The sequence below is a fragment of the Actinomadura parmotrematis genome, from assembly GCF_019458805.1.
Lineage (GTDB): Bacteria > Actinomycetota > Actinomycetes > Streptosporangiales > Streptosporangiaceae > Spirillospora > Spirillospora parmotrematis.
Genome location: NZ_JAIBOA010000010.1, coordinates 16,518 through 40,866, shown reverse-complemented (window position 1 = coordinate 40,866; position 24,349 = coordinate 16,518). Strand labels below are relative to the sequence as shown.

Sequence of the window (24,349 nt, the reverse complement as noted above, 5' to 3'; positions counted from 1 at the left end):
AGGCTGGGGGCGTCCGTTTCCGCAGGCATGGAGCATCGTGAGTCAGGTAACCGAACCGCTGGACTACCGCGGCGCCGTCGGCGCGATCATGGCCCGGGGGGTGGAGTGGGAGATCGACCCCACCCTCGACCGGATCCGCGACCTGGTCGACGTCCTCGGCGAGCCGCAGCGCGCCTACCCGGTGATCCACGTGGCGGGCACCAACGGCAAGACCAGCACCGCCCGCCTCATCGAGGCGCTGCTGCGCGAGCGCGGCCTGCGCACCGGCCTGTACACGAGCCCCGAGCTGACGACGCTGCGGGAGCGGATCGCGATCGACGGGGAGTCGATCTCCGAGGAGGCGTTCGTCGCCGCCTACGCGGACGTGGCGCCCTATGTCGAGCTCGTGGACGCCAAGGGCGGGTCGCGGCTGTCGTTCTTCGAGGTGCTCACCGCGATGGCGTTCGCCGCCTTCGCCGACGCGCCGGTGGACGTCGCCGTGGTCGAGGTCGGGATGGGCGGGACGTGGGACGCCACCAACGTCGCCGACGGCACCGTCGCGGTGGTCACCCCGATCGGGCTGGACCACACCGCCTACCTCGGCGAGACCGTCGAGGAGATCGCGGGGGAGAAGGCCGGGATCATCAAGCCGGGCGCGGTCGCGGTGCTCGCGCAGCAGCCCGTCGCCGCCGCCGAGGTGCTGCTCCGCAAGGTCACCGAAGTGGGCGCCGCGGTCGCCCGCGAGGGCATCGAGTACGGCGTGGTGGCCCGCGAGGTCGCCTTCGGCGGGCAGCAGATCGCGATCCGCGGCCTGCACGGCACCTACGACGACCTGTTCCTGCCGCTGTTCGGCGAGCACCAGGCGTCCAACGCCGCGACGGCGCTCGCCGCCGTCGAGGCGTTCGCGAGCGGGGCGCCGACGCAGGGCGACGTCGACCTGGACGCCGCGACGCGCGTCGCGCCCGGCGCGCCCTACACCGAGGGCGCCGAGGGGTCGCTGGACCCGGCGCTCGTGCGCAGCGGGCTCGCCGGGTCGGCCTCGCCGGGCCGGCTGGAGGTCGTGCGGACGGGCCCGACGGTGCTGCTGGACGCCGCGCACAATCCCGCCGGGATGGCCGCGAGCGTCGCCACCGTCACCGAGTCGTTCGGGTTCACCCGCCTGGTCGGGGTGTTCGCGGCCGCCGCCGACAAGGACGTCGCGGGGGTGCTGGACCAGCTCGAACCCGTCCTCGCCGAGCTGGTGGTGACGCGCAACTCCTCGCCGCGCTCGATGCCGGTGGACGAGCTCGCCGAGCTCGCCGAGGGGATCTTCGGGCCGGAGCGGGTGCACCCCGCCGAGCGGCTCGACGACGCGATCGACCGGGCCATCGGGCTGGCCGAGGAGACCGGCGAGTACCAGGGCGCCGGCGTGCTGATCACCGGGTCGGTGGTCACCGTGGGCGACGCCCGCACGCTGCTGAAGGTGGAGGGTCGATGAGCACCGGGACGGAGAGCGCGCGCACGGGGCCGGCGCGGAAGGGCGCGGGTCCGGCGCGCAGCATGCTGGCGACGGTGCTGGTGTGCGAGGCGATCGTGATCGCGCTCGCCATCCCGGTCGCGGTGGCGGTGCTGAAGGTGGACGGGGGCCTCGCGGGCGGCGTCTGCGGCGGCCTCGCCGTCGTGTGCGTCCTCGCGGCCGGGCTGCTCGGCCGCCCCTGGGGCGTGGCGGTCGGCTCGGTGCTCCAGGTCGCGATCATCGCGACCGGCTTCATGGTGCCGACCATGTTCGGGCTCGGCGTCGTTTTCGGATTGCTGTGGGCCACCGCGATTTGGCTCGGACGCAAGGCGGAGAAAGCGCAGGCGCGCTAAATTCGCGGGGACGCCCTACATTCTCCCGCCGATTATTCGCATTCCGAGTTAATGGCCCGATTCGGGCGATCTGTCGGTGGCGGACCGCTCGAAGGAGATGGCCGTGCCCCCCGACGTGCCCCCCGAGGCGCCCCCGCCCGCGCCCGCCTCCAGGCCGGGCCTCGACGCCCTCCCCGCGGCGTTCCTGGAGCCGCCCGGCGCGCGCCCGGCGCCGCCGGTCCATCCGGCGGCCGGACGGCTCGCCGCCGCCGCGGCGGCGCTGCTCTCCCTCACGGCGCTCCCGGCGATCGTGCTGGTGCTGCCCGACACCACCCTCAACGTCGTCGCGGCCGCCGCCGCCGGCCTCGGCCTGGACACCGGCGGCCAGCGCGCCCTGCTGCGCGCCACCGGCCTGTCGCTGCCCGCCCTGCTGCTCGCCGTCCCGGCCGCCGCCGTCGCCGCCCGCCGCTTCGCCGCCCGCGCCGTCCTGCTGACGGGCGTCCTGCTGCTGCTCGCGGGCGTGCTCGCCGCCTCGCTGGCGGGCTCGGTCGCGGTCGTCGGCGCCGTCCGCGCGGTCCAGGGGGCGGGCGCGGGCATCGCGCTGCCCGCCACCCTCGTGATCGTCTGGGAGCGGCGCAGCGGGCCGCTCACGGCCGTGTGGGCGGGGACGCTCGCGGCCGGGCTGATCGCCGCGATGCCGGTGGCGCTGCGCGCCGTCCCGCTGGGCGGCCCGGACGCCGACTGGCGCCGCGCCCTCGCGCCCGTCCCGGCCGCCGCCGGCGCCGCGGCCGCCGCGACGCTGCTCTGCCTCGTGCTGCGCGCCAAGGGCACCCCGCCGCTGCCGGCGCTCCGCCGCACCGAGCGCGGCCAGCTCGCGCTGCCGCTCGTCCCGGCCGCCGGGTTCGCCTTCCTCGCCGTGCTCACCACCTTCCAGTGGTCGCCCGGCGGGCAGCTCGCCGTCGCCGCCGTCGCGCTCGTCGCGCTGCTCGGCCTCGCGCTCGCCGGCAGCCGGGACGCGACGGCCGGCAGCCCGAACGGCTGCGCCATCGTCATGCTCACCGCCGGCCTGCTCGGCTACCCGGTCGCCGGGCCGCTCGCCGGGCTGCTCGCCGCGGGCGCGCGCGCCGAGGGCGGCGGCGCCGTCCCGCTCGCGCCGTTCCTCGCCGGGGGAGCGGCCGCGCTCGCCGGCGCCCTCACCGCCGGGCTGCTGCCGCGCGACGCGGCCCGCCGCGCGGTGCTCGGCGGGCACGCGCTGGTCGTCGCCGCCGTCGTCGTCGCGCTGAGCGCCGACCTCACCGCCGCCCCGCTCGCCGCCCTGGTGCTCGGGCTGCTCGGCGCCGGGCTCGGCGCGGCCCTCGCCGCCGCGCTGCGCGACGCCGGCATCGGCGCCGCGCTGTTCGGCCTCGCGCTCTGCTTCCCGGCGGTGCTGACCGGCCAGCTCCTGGTGCTGTCGCTGCAGGTCGGGCGGCTCCAGGAGCTGCGCCCCGGCACCGTCGCCGAGCAGGTCTACGGGCTGTCGGCCGGGTACCGGCTCTGGCTGATCAGCGCCGGCGTCATCGCGGTGCTGCTCGCCGGGGCCTGCGCGCGCGTCACCGCACGCCGGAACGGTCCGGCCGGGAAGGCGGCCGCGGGCCCGCGAGCCGGGTAAACTGCGCCCGCGAAGGTGTGCCGGCCGCCGCTGCGGCCACCGCCCGCCGGTGCCCGGCGCAGGCGCGTGCCACCCCATTCCACCTGCTTTGAGGAGAACGATCCCGTGTCCGAGCGCACTCTTGTCCTGGTCAAGCCCGACGGCGTCCGCCGCGCCATCGTCGGCGAGGTCATCTCCCGGATCGAGCGCAAGGGCCTGAAGCTCGTGGCGCTGGAGCTGAAGAACCTGCCGCGCGAGACCGCCGAGTCGCACTACGCCGAGCACTCCGGCAAGCCGTTCTTCGGCGAGCTGGTCGACTTCATCACCGGTGGCCCCCTCGTCGCGCTCGTCGTCGAGGGCCCGCGCGCCATCGAGGCGTTCCGCGCGCTCGCCGGCGCCACCGACCCGGTGAAGGCCGCCCCCGGCACCATCCGCGGCGACTTCGCCCTGGAGATCGGCGAGAACATCGTGCACGGCTCGGACTCGCCCGAGTCCGCCGAGCGCGAGATCAAGCTGTTCTTCCCCGAGGTGGCCTGACCGGAGCGCGGCCGGCGGCCCGACGGGGCGCCGGGCGACCGGACAACCCGCACCTGCGCGGTCTGAACGGGACACGCGGGCCGGAACCTTCCGGCCCGCGTGTCTTTTGTCGAAAAGAGCCCTGGTCAGTACAGGTTTTTTGGACACCCTCCCGCGGAGGGGTGTCTGCCCCGTGGCGTCACGGCACGTTACGATGGCAACGCCGCTCTGCACGCCCGACAATCATGAAGGGCTCCCTTTCTTCATGGGTAACAAGCTTTCCTTTCTCGGCCGTGACATGGCGGTCGACCTGGGGACCGCGAACACTCTGGTCTACGTGCGCGGGCGCGGCATCGTCCTCAACGAACCCTCGGTCGTGGCGATCAACACCAACACCGGCAAGATCGTCGCGGTCGGCATCGAGGCGAAGCGGATGATCGGCCGCACCCCCGGGAACATCGTCGCCGTCCGCCCGCTGAAGGACGGCGTCATCGCCGACTTCGACGTGACCGAGCGCATGCTGCGCTACTTCATCCAGAAGGTCCACAAGCGCCGCCACTTCGCCAAGCCGCGCATCGTGGTGGCCGTCCCGAGCGGCATCACCGGCGTCGAGCAGCGCGCGGTCAAGGAGGCCGGCTACCAGGCCGGCGCCCGCCGCGTCTACATCATCGAGGAGCCGATGGCCGCGGCCATCGGCGCCGGCCTGCCGGTGTACGAGCCGACCGGCAACATGGTCGTCGACATCGGCGGCGGCACCACCGAGGTCGCCATCATCTCGCTCGGCGGCATCGTGACCAGCCAGTCGGTCCGCGTCGGCGGCGACGAGCTCGACCAGGCCGTCATCTCGTTCTCCAAGAAGGAGTACTCCCTGATGCTCGGGGAGCGCACCGCCGAGGAGATCAAGATGGCGATCGGGTCGGCCTACCCCGGCGGCGAGGACGAGCCGCACGCCGAGATCCGCGGCCGCGACCTGGTGTCGGGGCTGCCGAAGACCGTCGTGATCTCCTCCGAGGAGGTGCGCCGCGCCATCGAGGAGCCGGTCAACGCGATCGTGGACGCGGTGAAGACCACCCTCGACAAGTGCCCGCCCGAGCTGTCGGGCGACATCATGGACCGCGGGATCGCGCTCACCGGCGGCGGCGCGCTGCTGAAGAACCTGGACGAGCGGCTCCGCGAGGAGACCGGGATGCCGATCCACCTGGTCGACAACCCGCTCGACTCGGTGGTGCTCGGCACCGGCAAGTGCGTCGAGGACTTCGACTCGCTGCGCCAGGTGCTCGTCCCGGAGTCGCGGCACTGACCATCACCCACGCTCACAGGAAACGGGAGGTCGGTGGGTGGACGACACCCGGCGGACCCGCACGGTCCTCGGTGTGCTGCTCGTTGTGGCGCTCGCGATGATCACGATCGACTACCGGGGCGGCGCCGACTCGCCGCTCCGCGGGCTGCGCGGCGCCGGCGCCGCGGTGTTCGGCCCGGTGGAGAGCGCGTCGGCGTCGGTGGTGCGGCCGGTCGGCAACACCTTCGACGCGATCACCGACGCGCCCGGCGAGCGGCGCCGCGCCGACCGGCTGGAGCGCGAGAACCAGCAGCTCCGCGAGCAGCTGCGGGCGAGCCGCCTGGACGCCGGCTCGGCGCAGCAGCTCGACCGGCTGCTCGGCACCGCCGGCATGGGCGGCTACCGCATCGTCGCCGCCCAGGTCATCTCGGCCGGGCAGGGCTTCGAGGACACCGTCACCATCAACGCGGGCGGCCGGAGCGGCGTGAAGCCCGACATGACGGTGATGAGCGCGGACGGCCTCGTCGGCCGCGTCACCCGCGTCGGCCCGACCACCGCGACGGTGCTGCTCGCCACCGACCTCACCTCCACCGTCGGCGCCCGGCTGGAGGACTCCAAGGAGATCGGCATCGTGCAGGGCCGCGGCCGCCGCGGCGTCGGCGACGGCGGGCAGACCCCGCTGCGCTACCAGCTCCTGGACGCCAACGCGCCGATGCGCGCCGGGCAGCGCCTGGTCACCCTCGGCTCGCAGGGCGAGCGCCCGTACGTGCCGGGCGTGCCGATCGGCGAGATCGTCCGGATCGACCGGCCCGAGGGCGGCCTCACCCGCACCGCCTACGTCCGCCCGTTCGTGGCGTTCACCAGCCTCGACGTCGTCGCGGTCGTGGTGGCGCCGCCGAAGTCCGACCCGCACGACGGGGTGCTGCCGCCCAAGCCCGCCCCGTCCCCGTCGGCCACCGCCACCGCCTCCGCCGAGCCGGCGGGCAAGGCGTCGCCGAAGCCTTCGGGCAAGCCCGCCAAGGGAGACTGACGTGCTGAACGCTCCCGAGCCGTCGGCGACCGGCCGCAACCTGACGGCGGCGCTCGTCATCGTCGTCGCGCTGGTCCTGCAGGTGTCGGTCGCCAACCGGCTGCCGCTGCCCGGCGGCGTCACCCCCGACCTGGTGCTGCTCGCCGTCGTCGCGCTGGCGCTCGTCAACGGCTCGCTGACCGGCGTCGTCACCGGGTTCTGCGCGGGCCTCGCCGCCGACATCATCCCGCCCGCCGACCACACCATCGGCCGGTACGCGCTGGTGTACTGCCTGATCGGGTACGTGTGCGGGCTCGCCGCCACCGAGATGGACCGCCAGTCGATCGTGCCGTTCCTCGCCGTCGCGCTCGGCGCGCTCGCCGGGACGGTGCTGTACGCGCTGACCGGCATGATGCTCGGCGACCCGCGCGCGTCGTTCACGGTCGTCGCGCGGATGGTGCCGCTGCAGGTGCTCTACGACGTGATCGCCAGCCCGTTCGTGGTGTGGGCGGTGCTGCGCGTCACCCGCCGCTACGACCGGGGCGACCGCGGCCGCCGCGACCGGTTCTCGCTGCCCGCCGCCCGCTACCGCGCCATGTCGGGGCGGGGGACGAGCCGGTGAACTCCCGCACCCACTTCCGGCTCGTCGTCCTGTACGTGCTGGTCGGCGCGCTGCTGCTGGTGCTGCTCGGGCGGCTCTGGACGATGCAGGTGCTGGACGGCGACCACTACCGGCGGGTCGCCGCCGACAACCGCACCCGCGACATCGTCGTCCCGGCGGTGCGCGGCCTGATCCTGGACGACCAGGGCCGCCCGCTCGTGCGCAACCGCACCGCCCTCGTCGTCTCGGTCGACCGCACCAGCATGGCGCGGCAGAAGGACCGCGGCGCCGCCGTCCTCACCCGGCTCGCCGCGACGCTCGGCACGACCCGCGACGCGCTGGAGAAGAAGATCCGCCTGTGCGGCCCCGGCGTCCAGCGGCCCTGCTGGCCCGGCTCGCCCTACCAGCCGATCCCCGTCGACGACCGGGTCGACCCGAAGCGCGCCCTGCAGATCATGGAGCGGCAGGAGGACTTCCCGGGCGTCACCGCGCAGGTGCAGGCGGTCCGCGAGTACCCCGAGCCGGCGGGCGCGAGCGCCGGCCAGGCGCTCGGCTACCTCCAGCCGATCACGCAGGAGGAGCTGGACCGGCGCAAGGGCCTGAAGGTCACCGGCTACAGCGGCGCCGACCTCATCGGCCGCGACGGCCTGGAGGCGATCTACGACACCGACCTGCGCGGCGAGCCGGGCTTCCGCAAGGTGCTGGTCGACAGCCAGGGCCGCGTCACCGGCACCGCGCAGGAGCAGGCGCCCGCCCCCGGCGGGTCGCTGGTCACCAGCCTGGACGCCGGCGTGCAGGGCGCCGCCGAGAAGGCGCTGCACGACACCATCGGCAGCGCCCGCAAGCAGGGCCACAAGGCCGACGCGGGCGCCGCCGTCGTCATGGACGTGCAGACCGGCCGCGTCGTCGCGCTCGCCAGCTACCCCACCTACGACCCCTCCATCTGGACAGGCGGCATCTCCCAGGACGAGTACGAGGCGCTGCTCGGCAAGAAGAAGGGCCAGCCGCTCATCTCGCGCGCCACCCAGGGCCAGTTCGCGCCCGGCTCGACCTTCAAGGTCTCCTCGGTGTCGGCGGCGGTCGGCGACGGCTACGACCTCAAGGGCACCTACCCCTGCCCCGGCTCCTACAACGTCGGCAGCCGCGCCTTCACCAACTTCGAGGGCGAGAGCCACGGCGACATGAGCCTGCACACGGCGCTGGTGGTGTCCTGCGACACGATCTTCTACAAGTTCGCCTACGAGGAGTGGCTGCGCGACGGCGGCACCAAGCCGAAGAAGAACCCGCGCGACCCGATGGTCGAGATGGCCCGCAAGTGGGGCTTCGGGACGCGCACCGGCGTGGACCTGCCGAGCGAGACGGCCGGCCGCATCCCCGACCGCACCTGGAAGCGCGACTACTGGAACGCCACCAAGAAGTCCGACTGCAAGGGCGCCAAGGACGGCTACCCCGAGATCGCCAAGACCGATCCGACGCGGGCGGCGTACCTGAAGGCCGTCGCCGCCGAGAACTGCGCCGAGGGCTACATGTGGCGCGCCGGCGACGCGGCCAACCTGTCGGTCGGGCAGGGCGACGTGCTCGTCACCCCCCTCCAGCTCACCCGCGCCTACGCGGCCCTCGCCAACGGCGGCCGGCTCGTCGTGCCGCGGCTCGGCCAGGCGGTCGTCCGCCCCGACGGGTCGCTGGTGCGCCGCATCACCGCGCCGGCCGGGCCGAAGCTGCCGGTCGACCCGAAGGTGCTCGCCTACATCCGCGGCGGCCTCACCGGCGTCACCAAGTCCGGCACCGCGGCCGGGGCGTTCAACGGCTTCGACTTCAAGAAGGTCGACGTGGCCGGCAAGACCGGCACCGCGGAGGTCTACGGCAAGGACGACACCTCCTGGTTCGCCTCGTTCGCCCCGGCGAAGAAGCCGAAGTACGCGGTCGTGGTGATGGTGTCGCAGGGCGGCACCGGCGCGACGTCCGCCGCCCCGGCCGTCCGGCAGATCTACGAGGCCATGTACGGGCTGGGCGGCAAGAAGGCGCTGCTGAAGAACGGCGCGCTGCCGACCGGCCTGCCGAGGGTCAGCTACGACGGCAAGGCGGGCAAGTGAACGGCATCGGCGCGGTCGACGGCTACGGGGAGCACGCCCGGTGGCGGCGCCGCGCGGCGGGGCTGCGGCGGCTGGACTGGACGCTGGTCCTCGCCGTCGTCGCCCTGTCGGTGATCGGGACGCTGCTGGTGCGGTCGGCGACCTTCCAGCTCCTCACCGACCAGGGCCGCGACCCCGAGGGCTTCGTCAAGAAGAACGTGCTGAACCTGGTGATCGGGTTCTGCCTCGGCGGCCTGGTCACCGTCCTCGACTACCGGCTGCTGCGCGCCTACGTCCCGATCCTGTACGGCGCGGCCTGCGTCGGGCTGATCGCGGTGCTGACGCCGCTCGGCTCCACCGTCAACGGGTCGCACTCGTGGATCGTCATCGGCGGCGGCTTCCAGGTGCAGCCGTCGGAGTTCGCCAAGGTCGGCCTGGTGGTGCTGCTGGCGATGATCCTCGGCGAGCCGCGGGACGGCGAGGTCGGGCCGGGCCGCCGGGACGTGCTGCTCGCGCTCGCCCTGGCGGGCGTCCCGGCCGCGCTGATCATGCTGCAGCCCGACCTCGGCACCACGCTGGTGTTCGTCGCGGTCGTCCTCGGCATGCTCGCGGTGTCGGGGGCGCGCAAGCGCTGGCTCGCCGGCCTCGCCGGCGGCGGCGTGCTGGCGGCGGTCCTGGTGTTCTCCCTCGGCCTGCTGAAGCCCTACCAGCTGGCCCGCTTCACCGCGTTCCTGGACCCCTCGGCCGACCCGCGCGGCGCCGGCTACAACACCCAGCAGGCGCGCATCGCGATCGGATCGGGCGGCGGCTTCGGCAAGGGCCTGTTCCACGGCGAGCAGACCGCCGGGCACTTCGTCCCCGAGCAGCAGACCGACTTCATCTTCACCGTCTCGGGCGAGGAGCTCGGCTTCCTCGGCTCGGCCGCGATCATCCTGCTGCTCGGCCTGATCATGTGGCGGGGGCTGCGCATCGCCACCCAGGCCGCCGACCTGTTCGGCACCCTGGTGGCGACCGGCGTCGTCTGCTGGCTGGCGTTCCAGACGTTCGAGAACGTCGGCATGACCCTCGGCATCATGCCGGTGACCGGGCTGCCGCTGCCGTTCGTGTCCTACGGCGGGTCGGCGACGTTCGCCGGGATGATCGCCGTCGGGCTGCTGCAGGCCGTCCATGTGCGACGACGCCCGTTCGACTGAGCGGCGGCGGTAGTGTGGGGACTCCTTCCCCGCACCTGATCACGGAGGACTCCGTCATGTCGGTCGAGTCGATCTTCCCGCGCCTGGAGCCGCTGCTGCCCGGCGTGCAGAAGCCGATTCAGTACGTCGGCGGCGAGCTGAACTCCCAGGTCGAGGACTGGGACGGGGCCGACGTCCGGTGGGCGCTGATGTACCCCGACGCCTACGAGGTCGGGCTGCCGAACCAGGGCGTCCAGATCCTCTACGAGATCCTCAACGAGCGCGACCGCACCCTCGCCGAGCGCACCTACTCGGTGTGGCCCGACATGGAGGCGGTGATGCGCGAGCACGGCATCCCGCAGTTCACCGTCGACGGGCACCGCCCGGTCGCCGCGTTCGACGTGCTCGGCGTCTCGTTCTCCACCGAGCTCGGCTACACCAACCTGCTGACGGCCCTGGACCTCGCGGGCATCCCGCTGGAGGCGAGGGACCGCACCGACGGGCACCCGATCGTCCTCGCCGGCGGGCACGCCGCGTTCAACCCCGAGCCGATCGCCGACTTCCTGGACGCCGCCGTCCTCGGCGACGGCGAGGAGATCGCCCTGGCGATCACCGAGGTGATCCGGGAGTGGAAGGCCGAGGGCGAGCCGGACGGCCGCGACGGCCTGCTGCTGCGCCTCGCCGCGTCCGGCGGCGTGTACGTGCCGAAGTTCTTCGACGTGTCCTACCTGCCGGACGGGCGCATCCAGCGGGTCGCGCCGAACCGTCCGGGCGTGCCGTGGCGGGTCGAGAAGCACACCGTCATGGACCTGGACGCCTGGCCGTACCCGAAGAAGCCGCTCGTCCCGCTCGCCGAGACGGTGCACGAGCGGTTCAGCGTGGAGATCTTCCGCGGCTGCACGCGGGGCTGCCGGTTCTGCCAGGCCGGCATGATCACCCGTCCGGTGCGGGAGCGGTCGATCACCACGATCGGCGCGATGGTCGACACCGGCCTGAAGGAGTCGGGGTTCACCGAGGTCGGGCTGCTCAGCCTGTCCAGCGCCGACCACAGCGAGATCGGCGAGGTCGCCAAGGGCCTCGCCGACCGCTACGAGGGCACCAACACCTCGCTGTCGCTGCCGTCCACCCGCGTGGACGCCTTCAACATCACCCTCGCCAACGAGTTCTCCCGCGGCGGCCGCCGCTCGGGCCTCACCTTCGCGCCCGAGGGCGGCTCGGAGCGGATGCGCAAGGTCATCAACAAGATGGTGTCCGAGGACGACCTCATCCGCACCGTCACCACCGCCTACGAGAACGGCTGGCGGCAGGTGAAGCTGTACTTCATGTGCGGGCTGCCGACCGAGGAGGACGAGGACGTCATGGCGATCGCGGGGATGGCGCGCCGCGTCATCCAGGCGGGCCGCGACGCCACCGGCCGCCGCGACATCCGCTGCACGGTCTCCATCGGCGGGTTCGTGCCGAAGCCGCACACCCCGTTCCAGTGGGCCGCGCAGTGCGACCACGCGACCGTCGACCGGCGCCTGAAGATGCTGAAGGACGAGCTGCGGGGCGACAAGGAGTACGGCCGCGCCATCGGCCTGCGCTACCACGACGGCCAGCCGTCGGTGATCGAGGGCCTGCTGTCGCGCGGCGACCGCCGCGTCGGCAAGGTCATCCGCGCGGTCTGGGAGGACGGCGGCCGCTTCGACGGCTGGACCGAGCACTTCTCCTACGCCCGCTGGACCGCCTGCGCCGACAAGGCGTTCGCGGGCGAGCCCGTCGACCTCGACTGGTACACCGTCCGCGAGCGCGAGGAGGTCGAGGTCCTGCCCTGGGACCACCTGGACGCCGGCCTGGACCGCGAGTGGCTCTGGCAAGACTGGCAGGAGGCCACCGACGGGTCCGAGGTCGAGGACTGCCGCTGGACGCCCTGCTACGACTGCGGCGTCTGCCCCACCATGGGCACCGAGATCCAGATCGGCCCGACCGGCAAGAAGCTGCTCCCTCTCAACGTCCTCTGAGTCGTTTCCGAGAATGGCGCCTCCTGCGCAGGGGGCGCCATTTCTCATTCCGTTCGGATTCGTTCGTGGAGGGAGATGATCGCGCCGCCGAATTTCCCCTTCGCGGTGCGGGTGAAACGTTCGCCGGCTTGGAGGGCTCGGAGGTTCGCTCTCGGGGCGGGGGAGCGGTAGCGGTGGCCAGGGGGCGGGACTTGGAGCAGCCGGACGCGGGTCCGGGCGTCCAGGATCTTGCGGGATTTCGCGGGTGGCGAGTCGCCGGGCCAGGGCTGGAAAGCGTCGGCGTAAGCCGTGGCGAATGGCTTCCGGTAGGCCGCGGGGAAGTGCGCGCGATGGCCCGCACGCGTTCGCCGGGGCGCGGGCCTACAGGCAGCCCTCGAACTGGGGGACCTCGACGGTGTCGCGGTCCAGGCCGGTGCCGCCGAACCACTTGCGGGTGAGGCGGGCGGCCGTGCCGTCCTGGTACATGCGGGTGATGGCGCGGTTCAGCGCCTCGCAGCCGTCGGGGTCGCCGCGGCGCAGGCCGATGCCGGTGTTCTGCTCGCTGATGCGGGCGCCGAGCAGGCGGAGGCCGGGGGTCCGCCGGACGAGGCCGGCGAGGATCACGTCGTTGGTGGTGATGGCGTCCACCTTCCGCGACGTGATCAGGGCGGTGCAGCGGCCGTAGTCGGGGGCGGGCACGATCCGGGCGGTCATGCCCGGCAGGGCGAGCATCCGCTGGGCGGTGTCCGAGCCGGTCACCGAGCAGAACCGGCGGCCCTTCAGGTCGCGGACGCCGTCCACGCCCCGCTCGTCCGTGCGCACGAGGACGTCCTGGAAGGAGTTGTAGTACGGGCCCGCGAAGGCGATCCGGGTCTTGCGCTCGGGGGTGACCGACAGCGTCGCGAGGATGAGGTCGGCGCGGCCGTCGAGCAGCGCGGGGATGCGGTCGGCGGCCTTCACGCCGATGAAGGCGACCCGCTTGCCGAGGGCGGCGGCCACGTAGCGGGCGACGTCCACGTCGAGGCCCTCGAACGAGCCGTCGGCGCGGCGCAGCCCGAGGCCGGGCAGGTCGGGGCGGATGCCCGCGACGAGCGTGTCCTGGTCCAGCAGCGAGGGGGCGCGCTCCGTGCCGCAGGCGGCGGCGAGGCCGGCGCAGAGGACGGCGCAGGCGGCGACGCGCGACGGTCGGCTCACAGGGACGATCCTGGCTTACCGGGCGCTTGCCAACAAGCCGCCCGGCCGGGTCCGCGGGGGGATCTTCACGGGTTCGGAAGGGACCGGAGGGGTAGATGGTTGTTACCCCTGACACCCGGAGCCGGTGCGAACCGGCGGGCACCCCCGGGCGTCACCGGGATTGACCTGGCGAGTACGGGGGGCGCGGCGTGCCGGTCAGGGGCGCTCCGCGGGGCCGTACTCTATAGGGAGACGTTTTCGACTCGGCACGAGTAGGAAGGACTAGCGCCCTGGCTCCCATGCCGGAGGGTCCTGCACCGGCCCCCGTGACTCAGCGCCTGCGCGTTCGCTACGCGAAGCGCGGCAGGCTGCGGTTCACCAGCCACCGCGACATTTCCCGGGCCGTGGAACGCGCCGTACGGCGCGCCGGGATCCCCGTCGCGTTCAGTGCCGGATTCTCCCCGCACCCGAAGATCTCGTACGCGGGTGCGGCGGCCACCGGGACGGCCAGCGAGGCCGAATACCTCGAACTCGGGCTCACCGAGCACCGCGACCCTGCGCGGGTGCGCGAGGAGCTCGACGCCGCCCTGCCGGACGGGCTCGACATCGTCGATGTCGTCGCCGTGCCGGCGGGCGCGGGCAAGCCGAGCGCCCTGGCCGATCGGCTGGAGGCGTCCGAGTGGCGGATCCGGCTGGACGGGGTGCCCGAGGGCGCCGCCGCCGCGGCCGTGTCCGCCTTCCTGGACGCCGGCGCCGTCGAGGTCGAACGCCTCACCAAGAAGGGGCGGCGCCGCTTCGACGCCCGGTCCGCCGTGTCCGCCATGGAGGTGGAGCGGCGAGCCGCGGAGCCGGCGGATGCCCCTTGTGCGATACTTCGCATGGTTGTGCGGCACACCACTCCTGCCGTACGACCCGACGACATCCTCACCGGACTGCGTCAGGTCGCCGACCTCGCGCCGCCGTCACCGCCACTGGTGACCAGGCTGGCGCAGGGGCCCCTGGACGCGGCCACCGGTGGCCTCGCGGATCCGCTGGATCCCGACCGGGAGACCGCGACGACGCACGGCAGCGTTGCCGGCGCGGCGGGCGGTGCTGCGCAGCCGCAGCCCGGGGACGCCGCGAGCGCGGATGCCGTCGGCGCTCGCCCATAGGGCCGGAGCCGTGGCCGCACGGCACCGGTCCGCAGGGGACGGCGGGCGCACCCCCGACGACTTCGTCGTCCGGTCCGGACACCCGTCCGGGCGGGGCGGCACCGACGACTGACGGAGCGCTCCCGCGCGGCGCACCGCACCGCCCATCGGGCGGCGCGGCCTGCGCCCGGGAGCCTGACGGGAGATTGCCCGCATGCTTGAGAACGAGGCCGATCCGGCCACCGCCGAAGACGGCGCGGAGACCGTCAAGACCACCGTGCGCACGCGGCGCCGGGCGGCGAGCCGCCCGGCCGGGCCGCCGCCCGAGGTGGACGACGCCCCCGCGGTGATCACGGTCGCCGAGACCGCGCCGGCGCCGCCGGCGCCCGCCGGCCAGGACCGGGACGCGGCGCCCGCCGAGGAGCCCGCGAAGAAGACCCGGACGCGCGCCACCCGCGCCCGCAAGCCGGTGGCCGCCGCCGAGGAGCCCGCCGCCGCGGTGGAGGCGCCCGTCGAGGAGCCCGCCGCCGCGGCCGAGCCCGCGGCGCCCCAGGTGAAGACCACCCGCACGCGCAGCCGCAAGCGGGCCGTCGCGCCCGCCGGCCCGCCGCCCGACGTCGACGAGAGCGCGCCCGCCGCGCCCGCCGCGGCGCCCGCCGTGCCGCAGGTGCCGTCCGTGCCGCCGGTCCCGGCCGCCGCCGAGGACGAGGACGAGGAGGACACCGGCGTCCCGTCGGTGACCTTCCAGCCGCCGATGGTGGTCTTCCAGCCGCCGCAGCCCGCCGCCGCGCCGCCCGCCAAGCCGGTCCGCGCGAAGGACGAGCCGAAGCCCGAGCAGGCCGAGGACGCCGAGGAGGCCGCCGACGACGAGGACGACGAGGAGTCCGGCGACCGGCCGTCCTCGCGCCGCCGCCGTCGCCGCGGGGGCCGCGGTCGCGGCCGCGCCGCCGGCCAGGACGGCGAGGACGGCGACGACGACGAGCCCGAGATCCCGGCCGGCAAGGACGCCGCCAAGGACGCCAAGGACGAGCCCGCGTCCCGCGACTCCCGCAAGGGCGCCGCGAAGGACGCCAAGGACGCCAAGGACGCGGGCAAGGACACCGGCAAGGACGCCAGGAAGGACGACCAGGCCGAGGCCGCCGACGAGGGCGACGACGACGAGGCCGGCGGCAGCCGCCGCCGGCGCCGGCGCCGCCGCCGCTCGGGCGGCGACGACGCCCAGGTCCAGGACGACCCGCCGAACACCGTCACCCACGTCCGCGACGCGCGCGCCGTCGAGGACGAGGTCCAGTCGGTCCGCGGCTCCACCCGCCTGGAGGCCAAGAAGCAGCGCCGCCGCGAGGGCCGCGAGCAGGGCCGCCGCCGCCCGCCGGTGATCACCGAGGCCGAGTTCCTGGCCCGGCGCGAGGCGGTGGAGCGCCAGATGGTGGTCCGCCAGGAGGGCGAGCGCACCCAGATCGCCGTCCTGGAGGACGACGTCCTGGTCGAGCACTACGTCAACCGGGCGACCCACCAGTCCTACGTCGGCAACGTCTACCTCGGCAAGGTGCAGAACGTGCTGCCGTCGATGGAGGCGGCGTTCGTCGACATCGGCAAGGGCCGCAACGCCGTGCTGTACGCGGGCGAGGTCAACTGGGACGCCTCCGGCCTGGAGGGCCAGCCGCGCCGCATCGAGGTCGCGCTGAAGTCGGGCCAGTCGGTGCTGGTGCAGGTCACCAAGGACCCGCTCGGCCACAAGGGCGCCCGGCTGACCAGCCAGATCTCGCTGCCCGGCCGCTACCTGGTGTACGTGCCGGACGGCTCGATGACCGGCATCAGCCGCAAGCTGCCCGACAAGGAGCGCAGCCGGCTGAAGGCCGCGCTGAAGAAGATCATGCCGGAGAACGCCGGGGTGATCGTGCGGACCGCCGCCGAGGGCGCCACCGAGGAGGAGCTGGCCCGCGACGTGGCGCGGCTCGCCGCCCAGTGGGAGTCCATCCAGAAGGCGGTGAAGACCGCGTCGGCGCCGGCGCTGCTGCACGGCGAGCCCGACCTCACCGTCCGCGTCGTCCGCGACATCTTCAACGAGGACTTCGCCAAGCTGGTCGTGCAGGGCGACGCCGCCTGGGACACGATCGGCGAGTACGTGCACCACGTCGCGCCGCACCTGGAGGACCGGGTCGAGCGCTGGACGGGCGACGGCGACGTGTTCGGCGCCTTCCGGGTGGACGAGCAGATCGCCAAGGCGCTGGACCGCAAGGTGTGGCTGCCGAGCGGCGGGTCGCTGGTCATCGACCGCACCGAGGCGATGACGGTGATCGACGTCAACACCGGCAAGTTCACCGGCCAGGGCGGGAATCTGGAGGAGACCGTCACGCGCAACAACCTGGAGGCGGCCGAGGAGATCGTCCGCCAGCTCCGGCTGCGCGACATCGGCGGCATCATCGTGGTCGACTTCATCGACATGGTGCTGGAGTCCAACCGCGACCTGGTGCTCCGCCGCCTGGTGGAGTGCCTGTCGCGGGACCGTACCAAGCACCAGGTCGCCGAGGTCACCTCGCTCGGCCTCGTCCAGATGACCCGCAAGCGGGTCGGGCAGGGCCTGGTGGAGGCGTTCTCGGAGACCTGCGAGTCCTGCAACGGGCGCGGCATCCACGTCCACCTGTCGCCGGTCGAGCCGAAGGCCGACCGGTCCGCCGGCAACGGCAACGGCAAGGACGGCGGCCCGGCGAACCGGCGCCGCAAGCGCAAGGGCGACGTGGAGAAGGCCGTCGAGGACAAGCTCGCCGCGCACGAGTCCGCCCGGGACAAGGACGCCGGGGACGACGCGGCCCCGGCGGACGAGGAGCCCGCGGTGCAGGCCGCCGTCGAGGCCGCCGACGCCGCCGTCGAGGTCGCCGACGCGGGCCCCGGCTCGCTCGACGCCGCCGAGCCGGTCGCCGCCGACGCCGCGCCCGCGGCCGAGCCCGCCGCGCCCGCCGCGCCCGCCGAGGAGGCGCCGGCCGCGCCGAAGGCCCGCACCCGCTCGCGCAGCCGCGCCAAGGCCAAGCCCGAGCCGCAGCCCGAGCCGCAGCCCGAGCCGCAGGCCGCCGCCGAGGAGCCCGCCGCAGAGCAGCCCGCCGCCGCACCGGGGCCCGCCGACGACGGCGAGGCCCCCGCGAACGGGCGCCGCCGTCGCACCCGCCGGGCGCCCGCCAAGGCGCCCGCGGCCGAGGGCGACGCCCCCGCCGGCGACGTGCCCGCCGAGCCCGCGGCCACCGCGGCGGAGTGACCGGCCGGGCCGTCCGGAACGGCCCGCGACGAGGTTCGCGGGGCCCGGACGGCCCGGCGGGCGCGGGTTCGCGCTCACGCCGGGTCGTCCGGTACCCTGGGAGTTCGGCGCGCCCCGGCGTGCCGACTCGACATGCGCCACCGCCTGCGAAGGCGATCGGGCGCGTCCCCCCGCCGATCCGGCGGGGTCAGCAGAGAGCGTCAGGGGACCCCCTCTGGCGTGCCGCCATCGGCCCCGGCCGGTGGTAGGCCCTCATCCGGGGGCTGGTTGTGACCACGCGCGGGACCGGTTCGCTCCGGAAGCGCGCGCAGACGAGAGGTTTCCGCGGTGTACGCGATTGTCCGCGCAGGCGGCCGGCAGGAGAAGGTGGCCGTCGACGACGTGCTCACCGTCGACAAGCTCGCCGGTGAGGCCGGCGACTCCATCAAGCTGCAGCCGCTGCTGGTGGTCGACGGCGACAACGTGATCTCCAAGGCGGCCGAGCTCGCCAAGTTCGAGATCACCGCCGAGATCGTCGGGGCCGTCAAGGGTCCGAAGATCAACATCATGCACTACCGGAACAAGACCGGGTACAAGCGGCGGATGGGCCACCGTCAGCCCTACACCGAGGTCAAGATCACCGGCATCGCGTCCGGGAAGTAGGGAGCTGAACCATGGCACACAAGAAGGGCGCATCCTCCAGCCGGAACGGGCGCGACTCCAACGCCCAGCGGCTCGGCGTCAAGCGCTTCGGCGGTCAGCAGGTGAACGCCGGCGAGATCATCGTCCGCCAGCGCGGCACCCACTTCCACCCCGGCCCCGGCGTGGGCCGCGGCGGTGACGACACGCTGTTCGCGCTCGTCGCCGGCGCCGTGCAGTTCGGCCGCCACCGCGGCCGCAACGCCGTCAGCATCGTCCCGCCGGCGGAGTAATCCGCCGGGGCACAGCGTTGTGACGAGGGGCGGACCGTACCGGTCCGCCCCTTCGCTCTGCCGGGGGCAGGGCGATCATCCAGACCGAGGAGACAGATCGTGGCAGCGGGATCCGGCGCGCAGTTCGTGGACCGGGTGGTCCTGCACGCCCAGGCGGGTCATGGCGGCAACGGCTGCGCCTCGGTGCACCGGGAGAAGTTCAAGCCGCTCGGCGGCCCCGACGGCGCCAACGGCGGCCGCGGCGGCGACGTGATCCTCCAGGTCGACTCGGGCGAGGCGAGCCTGCTCGACTACCACCGCCGCCCGCACCGCAAGGCCACCAACGGCCGCCCCGGCCAGGGCGGCCACCGCACCGGCGCCAACGGCGAGGACGTCGTGCTGCCGGTGCCCGACGGCACCGTCGTCAAGGACGCCGCCGGCACCGTCCTCGCCGACCTGGTCGGCGAGGGCACCCGCTACGTCATCGCCGAGGGCGGCCACGGCGGCCTCGGCAACGCCGCGCTCGCCACCGCCAAGCGCAAGGCGCCCGGCTTCGCGCTGCTCGGCGAGCCCGGCGACGAGCGGGACGTGGTGCTGGAGCTGAAGAGCGTCGCCGACGTGGCGCTGGTGGGGTTCCCGAGCGCCGGCAAGTCGTCGCTGATCGCCGCGCTGTCCGCGGCCAAGCCCAAGATCGCCGACTATCCGTTCACCACCCTGGTCCCCAACCTCGGCGTGGTGAGCGCGGGGGAGACCACCTTCACCGTCGCCGACGTGCCCGGCCTGATCGAGGGCGCCAGCGAGGGCCGCGGCCTCGGCCTGGAGTTCCTGCGCCACATCGAGCGCTCCTCCACCCTCGCCCACGTGCTGGACTGCGCGACGATGGAGCCGGGCCGCGACCCGGTCAGCGATTTCGAGGTCATCGAGAACGAGCTGCGCGCCTACGACCGCGTCCTCGGCGACCGCCCCCTGTCGGACCGGCCCCGCCTCGTCGTGCTGAACAAGGTGGACGTGCCGGACGCCCGCGACCTCGCCGAGCTGGTCCGCCCCGAGTTCGAGAAGCGCGGCCTGCGGGTGTTCGAGGTGTCGGCGGCGAGCCACGAGGGCCTCCGCGAGCTGTCGTTCGCGATGGCGGCGATGGTGGCGGAGTTCCGCGCGTCGCTGCCGCCCGCCGAGCCGACCCGCATCGTCCTCCGCCCCGAGCCGGTCGGCGGCGCCGCCGAGTTCGAGGTCAAGCGGACCGGCGACAACGAGTACCTGATCACCGGGTCCAAGCCGGTGCGCTGGCTCCGCCAGACCGACTTCGCCAACGAGGAGGCCGTCGGCTACCTCGCCGACCGCCTGAACAAGCTCGGCGTCGAGGCCGCGCTCGCCAAGGCCGGCGCCGCGGACGGCGCCACCGTCATGATCGGCACGATCGGCGACGCCGTCGTCTTCGACTGGCACCCCGACATCGACGCCGCCGGCGAGGGCGGGACGGGCCCGCGCGGCACCGACCGCCGCCTGGACGGCTACGCCTAGCCCCTGACCGCCGGCCCCTAGCTCCGCCCCACGCCGACCCCCCGGGGGAACGAACGCGATGAGCAGCATCCGCACCGAGATCGAGAAGGCGCGGCGGATCGTGGTGAAGGCGGGCTCGTCCTCGCTCACCACCCCGCAGGGCACCATCGACGCCGACCGCATCGACGCGCTGGTGGACGTGCTCGCCGCGCGCCGCGCGGACGGCGCCGAGGTGGTGTTCGTGTCCTCGGGCGCGATCGCGGCGGGCCTCGGCCCGCTCGGGCTGCCCGGCCGGCCGCCGGAGCTGGCGCTCCAGCAGGCGGCCGCGAGCGTCGGGCAGGGGCTGCTGTTCGCCCGCTACACCTCGGCGTTCGCCCGCCACGGCGTGACGGTCGGGCAGGTGCTGCTGACCGCCGACGACATGATGCGCCGCTCGCACCACCGCAACGCCCAGCGCACCCTCGGCGAGCTGCTGCACCTCGGCGTCCTGCCGATCGTCAACGAGAACGACACCGTCGCCACCGACGAGATCCGGTTCGGCGACAACGACCGCCTCGCCGCGCTCGTCGCGCACCTCATCCGCGCCGACGCGCTGGTCCTGCTGTCGGACGTCGACGCCCTCTACACCGGCGACCCGCGCCTGCCGGGGGCGCGCCGCGTCGACGAGGTGCGCGGCCCCGCCGACCTCGCCGAGGTGGCGCTCGGCGCGTCCGGGCGGGTCGGCACCGGCGGCATGGTCACCAAGGTCGAGGCGGCCCGCATCGCCGGCATCCCGGTGGTGCTGACCAACGCCGCGCAGGCCGCCGCCGCCCTCGCCGGCGAGCCGGTCGGCACGCTGTTCCACCCGCAGAACGGCCGCCGCATGTCGACGCGGAACCTCTGGCTCGCGCACGCCACCACCGGGCAGGGCCGGGTGCTGGTCGACGACGGCGCGGTCGAGGCGATCCTGCACCGCGGCACGTCGCTGCTCCCGGCCGGCGTCACCGGCGTCGAGGGCGACTTCGCCGCCGGCGACCCGGTGGACGTGTGCGGGCCGGACGGCGCCGTCGCGGCGCGCGGCCTGGTCAACTACGACGCCGCCGAGATCCCCGAGCTGATGGGCCGCTCCACCCGGTGGCTGGCCCGCGAGCTCGGCCCCGGCTACGAGCGCGAGATCATCCATCGCGACCACCTGGTGATCCTTACCAGCGAGTGAGACAGGAGCCGGAGATGAGTGAGCAGGACCGCGAGCGCGCGGAGTTCCGCGCGGTCGCCGAACGCGGCAAGGCGGCCGCGGCCGAGCTGGCGCCGCTGCCGCGCGCCGCCAAGGACGCGGCGCTGCACGCGGTCGCGGACGCGCTGCTCGCCCGCTCCGCCGAGATCGTCGCCGCCAACGACAAGGACGTCGCGCGGGCCCGCGACAGCGGCACCTCCGAGTACATGATCGACCGGCTGAGCCTGAGCGAGGAGCGGATCGCGGCGATCGCCGCGGCCGTCCGGCAGGTCGCCACGCTGCCCGACCCCGTGGGGGAGTCGGTGCGCGGGAACGTCCTGCCGAACGGCCTGGAGCTGCGGCAGGTCCGCGTCCCGCTCGGCGTCGTCGGCATCATCTACGAGGGCCGCCCGAACGTCACCGTCGACGCCGCCGCGCTCTGCCTGAAGAGCGGCAACGTGGCGATGCTGCGCGGCTCGTCGTCGGCGTTCGACTCCAACACCGCGCTCGTCGGCGCCATGCAGGACGCGCTGCGCGGCACGGCGGTGCCGCGGGACGCCGTCCAGCTCGTCCCCGGGACCTCGCGCGAGTCGGTGAAGCACCTGATGACCGCGCGCGGCCTGGTGGACGTCCTCATCCCGCGCGGCGGCGCGTCGCTCATCCAGTCGGTGGTGCGGAACTCCACCGTCCCGGTGATCGAGACCGGCGTCGGCAACTGCGCGGTGTACGTGGACGCCGCCGCCGACGTCGACATGGCCGTGGACATCCTCGTCAACGCCAAGACGCAGCGCCCGTCGGTCTGCAACGCCGCCGAGACGTTCCTGGTGCACGCCGACATCGCCGAGGCGTTCCTGCCGCGCGCGCTCGCGGCGCTGCGCGACAAGGGCGTCACCGTGCACGGCGACGAGCGCGTCCGCGCGTACGGTGACGACGTGGTGGCCGCCACCGACGACGACTACCACGCCGAGTACCTGTCGCTGGACATCGCGGCGCGCGTCGTCGACTCGCTGGACGAGGCGGTCGCGCACATCCGCACCTACGGCTCCGGGCACACCGAGGCGATCGTCACCTCCTCGCAGCCGGCCGCCAAGCGGTTCGTCGCGCTGGTCGACTCGGCGGCGGTCATGGTGAACGCCTCCACCCGGTTCACCGACGGCGAGGAGTTCGGGTTCGGCGCCGAGATCGGCATCTCCACCCAGAAGCTGCACGCGCGCGGCCCGATGGGGCTGCCGGAGCTCACCTCGACCAAGTACGTGGTGACCGGGGAGGGCCACGTCCGGGGCTGACCGGCGGGGCTGACCGGCGGGGACGGGGCGGGCGCGGACGGCGCCACCGGATTGTGACACTGTGACCCTTGATGTCACGTTGGTCGGTGTGTTCTGATTCACTACCGTGACACCTGAGATCAGCCGCCGCCGCGTCCTGAAGGGCGCCGCCCTCGGCGCGGGGATCGCCACCTCCGGGCTCGTCGCCTTCCCGGCCCGTCCCGCCGCCGCCGCTACCGCCCCCGTCCTGCGCGGCCCCGCCGCCGGGACCACCCTCGACCGCACCTACGCGACCGGCGCGCCCGGCGCCGGCGGCTACCGGAAGATCGTCGCCGCGCCGGACGAGCCGCACCTGCTGCGCCGCGACCTCGGCGGCGCCGCCGCCCCCGGCCGCGCCGCGACCCGCCGCGGCGTCCTGGCGTTCGGCCACCTCACCGACGTGCACGTCATCGACGCCCAGTCGCCCGCCCGCGTGGAGTTCCTCGACCGGTTCAAGGACGGCCTCGCCGTGCTGCCCGTCGAGGGCGCCTGGCGGCCGCAGGAGATCCTCACCACCCAGGTCGCCGAGGCCATGGTCCAGGCGATCAACAAGGTGGGGCGCGGCCCGGCCACGGACCTGCCGCTGGCGTTCACCATCAACACCGGCGACGCCGCCGACAACGTCCAGTACAACGAGCTGCGCTGGGTCATCGACCTGCTGGACGGCCGCCGGATCACCCCCGACTCCGGCGACCCCCGCAAGTACGAGGGCGTCATGGACTGGGCGGCCTACGACACCGCCTTCTGGCACCCCGAGGGCACCCCCGCCGGCGCGGCCCCCGACGTCGCCTACGGCAAGTACGGCTTCCCGCGCGTCACGGGCCTGCTGGACGCCGCCCGCCGCCCCTTCCAGGCGACCGGCCTGAAATCGCCGTGGCTCGCGGTGTTCGGCAACCACGACGGCCTCATGCAGGGCAACCTGCCGCCGAACCCCCTGGTCGCCGCCCTCGCCACCGGCGCCATCAAGATCGGCGCGCCGGGGAGCGACGAGCAGGCCGCCAAGCTCGCGACGATGCTGCGCACCGCCGACAGCTCCGCGCTCGTCTCCCTCACCAAGAACAGCGGCGGCCTGTTCCGGCCCGTCACCCCCGACCTGCGGCGCCGCATGCTGAGCCGCGCCGAGGTCGTCCGCGAGCACTTCACCACCGCCACCGCCCTGCGCGGCCACGGCTTCACCCAGGCCAACCTGCGCGACGGCACCGCCTACTACGCCTTCGACCGCGGCGTCGTCCGCGGCCTCGTCCTCGACACCGTCAACCCCAACGGCTACTCCGAGGGCTCCCTCGACAGGGCCCAGCTCGCCTGGCTGGAGAAGGAGCTGAAGGCCGGCAGCCGCCGCTACACCGACGCCACCGGCGCGGCCGTCTCGCACAACGTCACCGACCGGCTGTTCGTGCTGTTCAGCCACCACCCGATCGGCTCCCTGGAGAACCCCCTCGGCGGCGACCGCGTCCTCGGCGACGAGGTCGAGGCGCTGCTGCTGCGCTACCCCAACGTCGTCCTCTGGGTGAACGGCCACACCCACCGCAACCAGGTCATCCCGCACGCCCGCACGGGCGGCGGCGGGTTCTGGGAGGTCAACACGGCCGCCCACGTCGACTTCCCGCAGCAGAGCCGCATCGTCGAGCTCGCCGACAACGGCGACGGCACCCTGTCGGTGTTCGCCACCGTCCTCGACTCGGCCGGCCCCGCCGCGTTCGGCGGCCGCCTCACCGACCCGGTGCGCCTCGCGTCCCTGTCGCGCGAGCTCGCCGCCAACGACTGGCAGGAGCGCGGCGAGGACCGCCGCGGCGCGGTCGAGGACCGCAACGTCGAGCTGCTCGTCCCGGCCCCCTTCTAGAAGAGGGCGCAG

General features: G+C 74.2%; 19 protein-coding genes. 18 read left to right on the top strand and 1 reads right to left on the bottom strand.

Annotation, left to right across the window (positions count from 1 at the left end; genetic code table 11):
* The first annotated feature begins 88 nt into the window (after positions 1–88).
* The 10 genes from K1Y72_RS16960 (at position 89) to K1Y72_RS16915 (ending at position 12,082) form a co-directional block, all read left to right on the top strand.
* Positions 89–1,456: a bifunctional folylpolyglutamate synthase/dihydrofolate synthase gene (locus K1Y72_RS16960; protein WP_220167529.1), complete on the top strand. Its 1,368-nt coding sequence runs from the start codon at positions 89–91 to the stop codon at positions 1,454–1,456.
* Positions 1,453–1,827, top strand: coding sequence for a DUF4233 domain-containing protein (locus K1Y72_RS16955; RefSeq protein ID WP_220167319.1), 375 nt, complete (start codon positions 1,453–1,455; stop codon positions 1,825–1,827). Before K1Y72_RS16960 ends, K1Y72_RS16955 begins: the two co-directional genes overlap by 4 nt.
* Before the next feature lie 103 nt (positions 1,828–1,930).
* The gene (locus tag K1Y72_RS16950; protein ID WP_220167318.1) at positions 1,931–3,454 is read left to right on the top strand and encodes a hypothetical protein; all 1,524 of its coding nucleotides are present in this window, start codon (positions 1,931–1,933) and stop codon (positions 3,452–3,454) included.
* Between the two features lie 105 nt (positions 3,455–3,559).
* Complete coding sequence (ndk, locus tag K1Y72_RS16945) at positions 3,560–3,970, top strand: nucleoside-diphosphate kinase (protein WP_220167317.1); 411 nt, start codon at positions 3,560–3,562, stop codon at positions 3,968–3,970.
* Between the two features lie 244 nt (positions 3,971–4,214).
* On the top strand, positions 4,215–5,249 hold the full coding sequence (locus K1Y72_RS16940; RefSeq protein WP_220167316.1) for a rod shape-determining protein: 1,035 nt from the start codon (positions 4,215–4,217) through the stop codon (positions 5,247–5,249).
* Between the two features lie 37 nt (positions 5,250–5,286).
* The gene (gene mreC / locus K1Y72_RS16935) at positions 5,287–6,258 is read left to right on the top strand and encodes a rod shape-determining protein MreC (RefSeq protein ID WP_220167315.1); all 972 of its coding nucleotides are present in this window, start codon (positions 5,287–5,289) and stop codon (positions 6,256–6,258) included.
* Between the two features lies 1 nt (position 6,259).
* Positions 6,260–6,859, top strand: coding sequence for a rod shape-determining protein MreD (gene mreD, locus K1Y72_RS16930; protein WP_220167314.1), 600 nt, complete (start codon positions 6,260–6,262; stop codon positions 6,857–6,859).
* Complete coding sequence (gene mrdA, locus K1Y72_RS16925; protein WP_220167313.1) at positions 6,856–8,931, top strand: penicillin-binding protein 2; 2,076 nt, start codon at positions 6,856–6,858, stop codon at positions 8,929–8,931. The genes mreD and mrdA overlap by 4 nt, the downstream gene beginning before the upstream one ends.
* Positions 8,928–10,103, top strand: a complete 1,176-nt coding sequence (gene rodA, locus K1Y72_RS16920; RefSeq protein ID WP_220167312.1) for a rod shape-determining protein RodA — start codon at positions 8,928–8,930, stop codon at positions 10,101–10,103. Before mrdA ends, rodA begins: the two co-directional genes overlap by 4 nt.
* 56 nt (positions 10,104–10,159) lie before the next feature.
* A complete protein-coding gene (locus tag K1Y72_RS16915) occupies positions 10,160–12,082 on the top strand; it encodes a TIGR03960 family B12-binding radical SAM protein (protein ID WP_220167311.1) in 1,923 nt (640 codons plus the stop codon).
* Between the two features lie 360 nt (positions 12,083–12,442).
* Here K1Y72_RS16915 and K1Y72_RS16910 read toward each other — a convergent pair whose 3' ends face one another.
* The gene (locus tag K1Y72_RS16910) at positions 12,443–13,255 is read right to left on the bottom strand and encodes a transporter substrate-binding domain-containing protein (RefSeq protein WP_220167310.1); all 813 of its coding nucleotides are present in this window, start codon (positions 13,253–13,255) and stop codon (positions 12,443–12,445) included.
* A 278-nt stretch (positions 13,256–13,533) separates the two neighbouring features.
* Here K1Y72_RS16910 and K1Y72_RS16905 point away from each other — a divergent pair, with 278 nt between their 5' ends.
* The 8 genes from K1Y72_RS16905 to K1Y72_RS16870 all read left to right on the top strand — a co-directional run bounded on the left by K1Y72_RS16905 (position 13,534) and on the right by K1Y72_RS16870 (position 24,337).
* Positions 13,534–14,385 (top strand): TIGR03936 family radical SAM-associated protein, encoded by an 852-nt coding sequence (locus tag K1Y72_RS16905; RefSeq protein ID WP_220167309.1) that lies wholly within the window; start codon positions 13,534–13,536, stop codon positions 14,383–14,385.
* A gap of 193 nt (positions 14,386–14,578) precedes the next feature.
* The gene (locus K1Y72_RS16900) at positions 14,579–17,614 is read left to right on the top strand and encodes an Rne/Rng family ribonuclease (protein ID WP_220167308.1); all 3,036 of its coding nucleotides are present in this window, start codon (positions 14,579–14,581) and stop codon (positions 17,612–17,614) included.
* A 327-nt stretch (positions 17,615–17,941) separates the two neighbouring features.
* Entirely contained in the window at positions 17,942–18,256 is a 315-nt protein-coding gene (rplU, locus tag K1Y72_RS16895) for a 50S ribosomal protein L21 (protein ID WP_220167307.1), read from the top strand.
* An 11-nt stretch (positions 18,257–18,267) separates the two neighbouring features.
* Positions 18,268–18,525, top strand: coding sequence for a 50S ribosomal protein L27 (rpmA, locus tag K1Y72_RS16890; RefSeq protein ID WP_220167306.1), 258 nt, complete (start codon positions 18,268–18,270; stop codon positions 18,523–18,525).
* Positions 18,526–18,624: 99 nt separating this feature from the next.
* The gene (gene obgE / locus K1Y72_RS16885; RefSeq protein WP_220167305.1) at positions 18,625–20,022 is read left to right on the top strand and encodes a GTPase ObgE; all 1,398 of its coding nucleotides are present in this window, start codon (positions 18,625–18,627) and stop codon (positions 20,020–20,022) included.
* A 58-nt stretch (positions 20,023–20,080) separates the two neighbouring features.
* Positions 20,081–21,196 (top strand): glutamate 5-kinase, encoded by a 1,116-nt coding sequence (gene proB / locus K1Y72_RS16880; RefSeq protein WP_220167304.1) that lies wholly within the window; start codon positions 20,081–20,083, stop codon positions 21,194–21,196.
* Positions 21,197–21,210: 14 nt separating this feature from the next.
* On the top strand, positions 21,211–22,479 hold the full coding sequence (locus K1Y72_RS16875) for a glutamate-5-semialdehyde dehydrogenase (RefSeq protein WP_220167303.1): 1,269 nt from the start codon (positions 21,211–21,213) through the stop codon (positions 22,477–22,479).
* 106 nt (positions 22,480–22,585) lie between these two features.
* Positions 22,586–24,337 (top strand): TIGR03767 family metallophosphoesterase, encoded by a 1,752-nt coding sequence (locus K1Y72_RS16870; protein ID WP_220167302.1) that lies wholly within the window; start codon positions 22,586–22,588, stop codon positions 24,335–24,337.
* Positions 24,338–24,349: the final 12 nt, after the last annotated feature.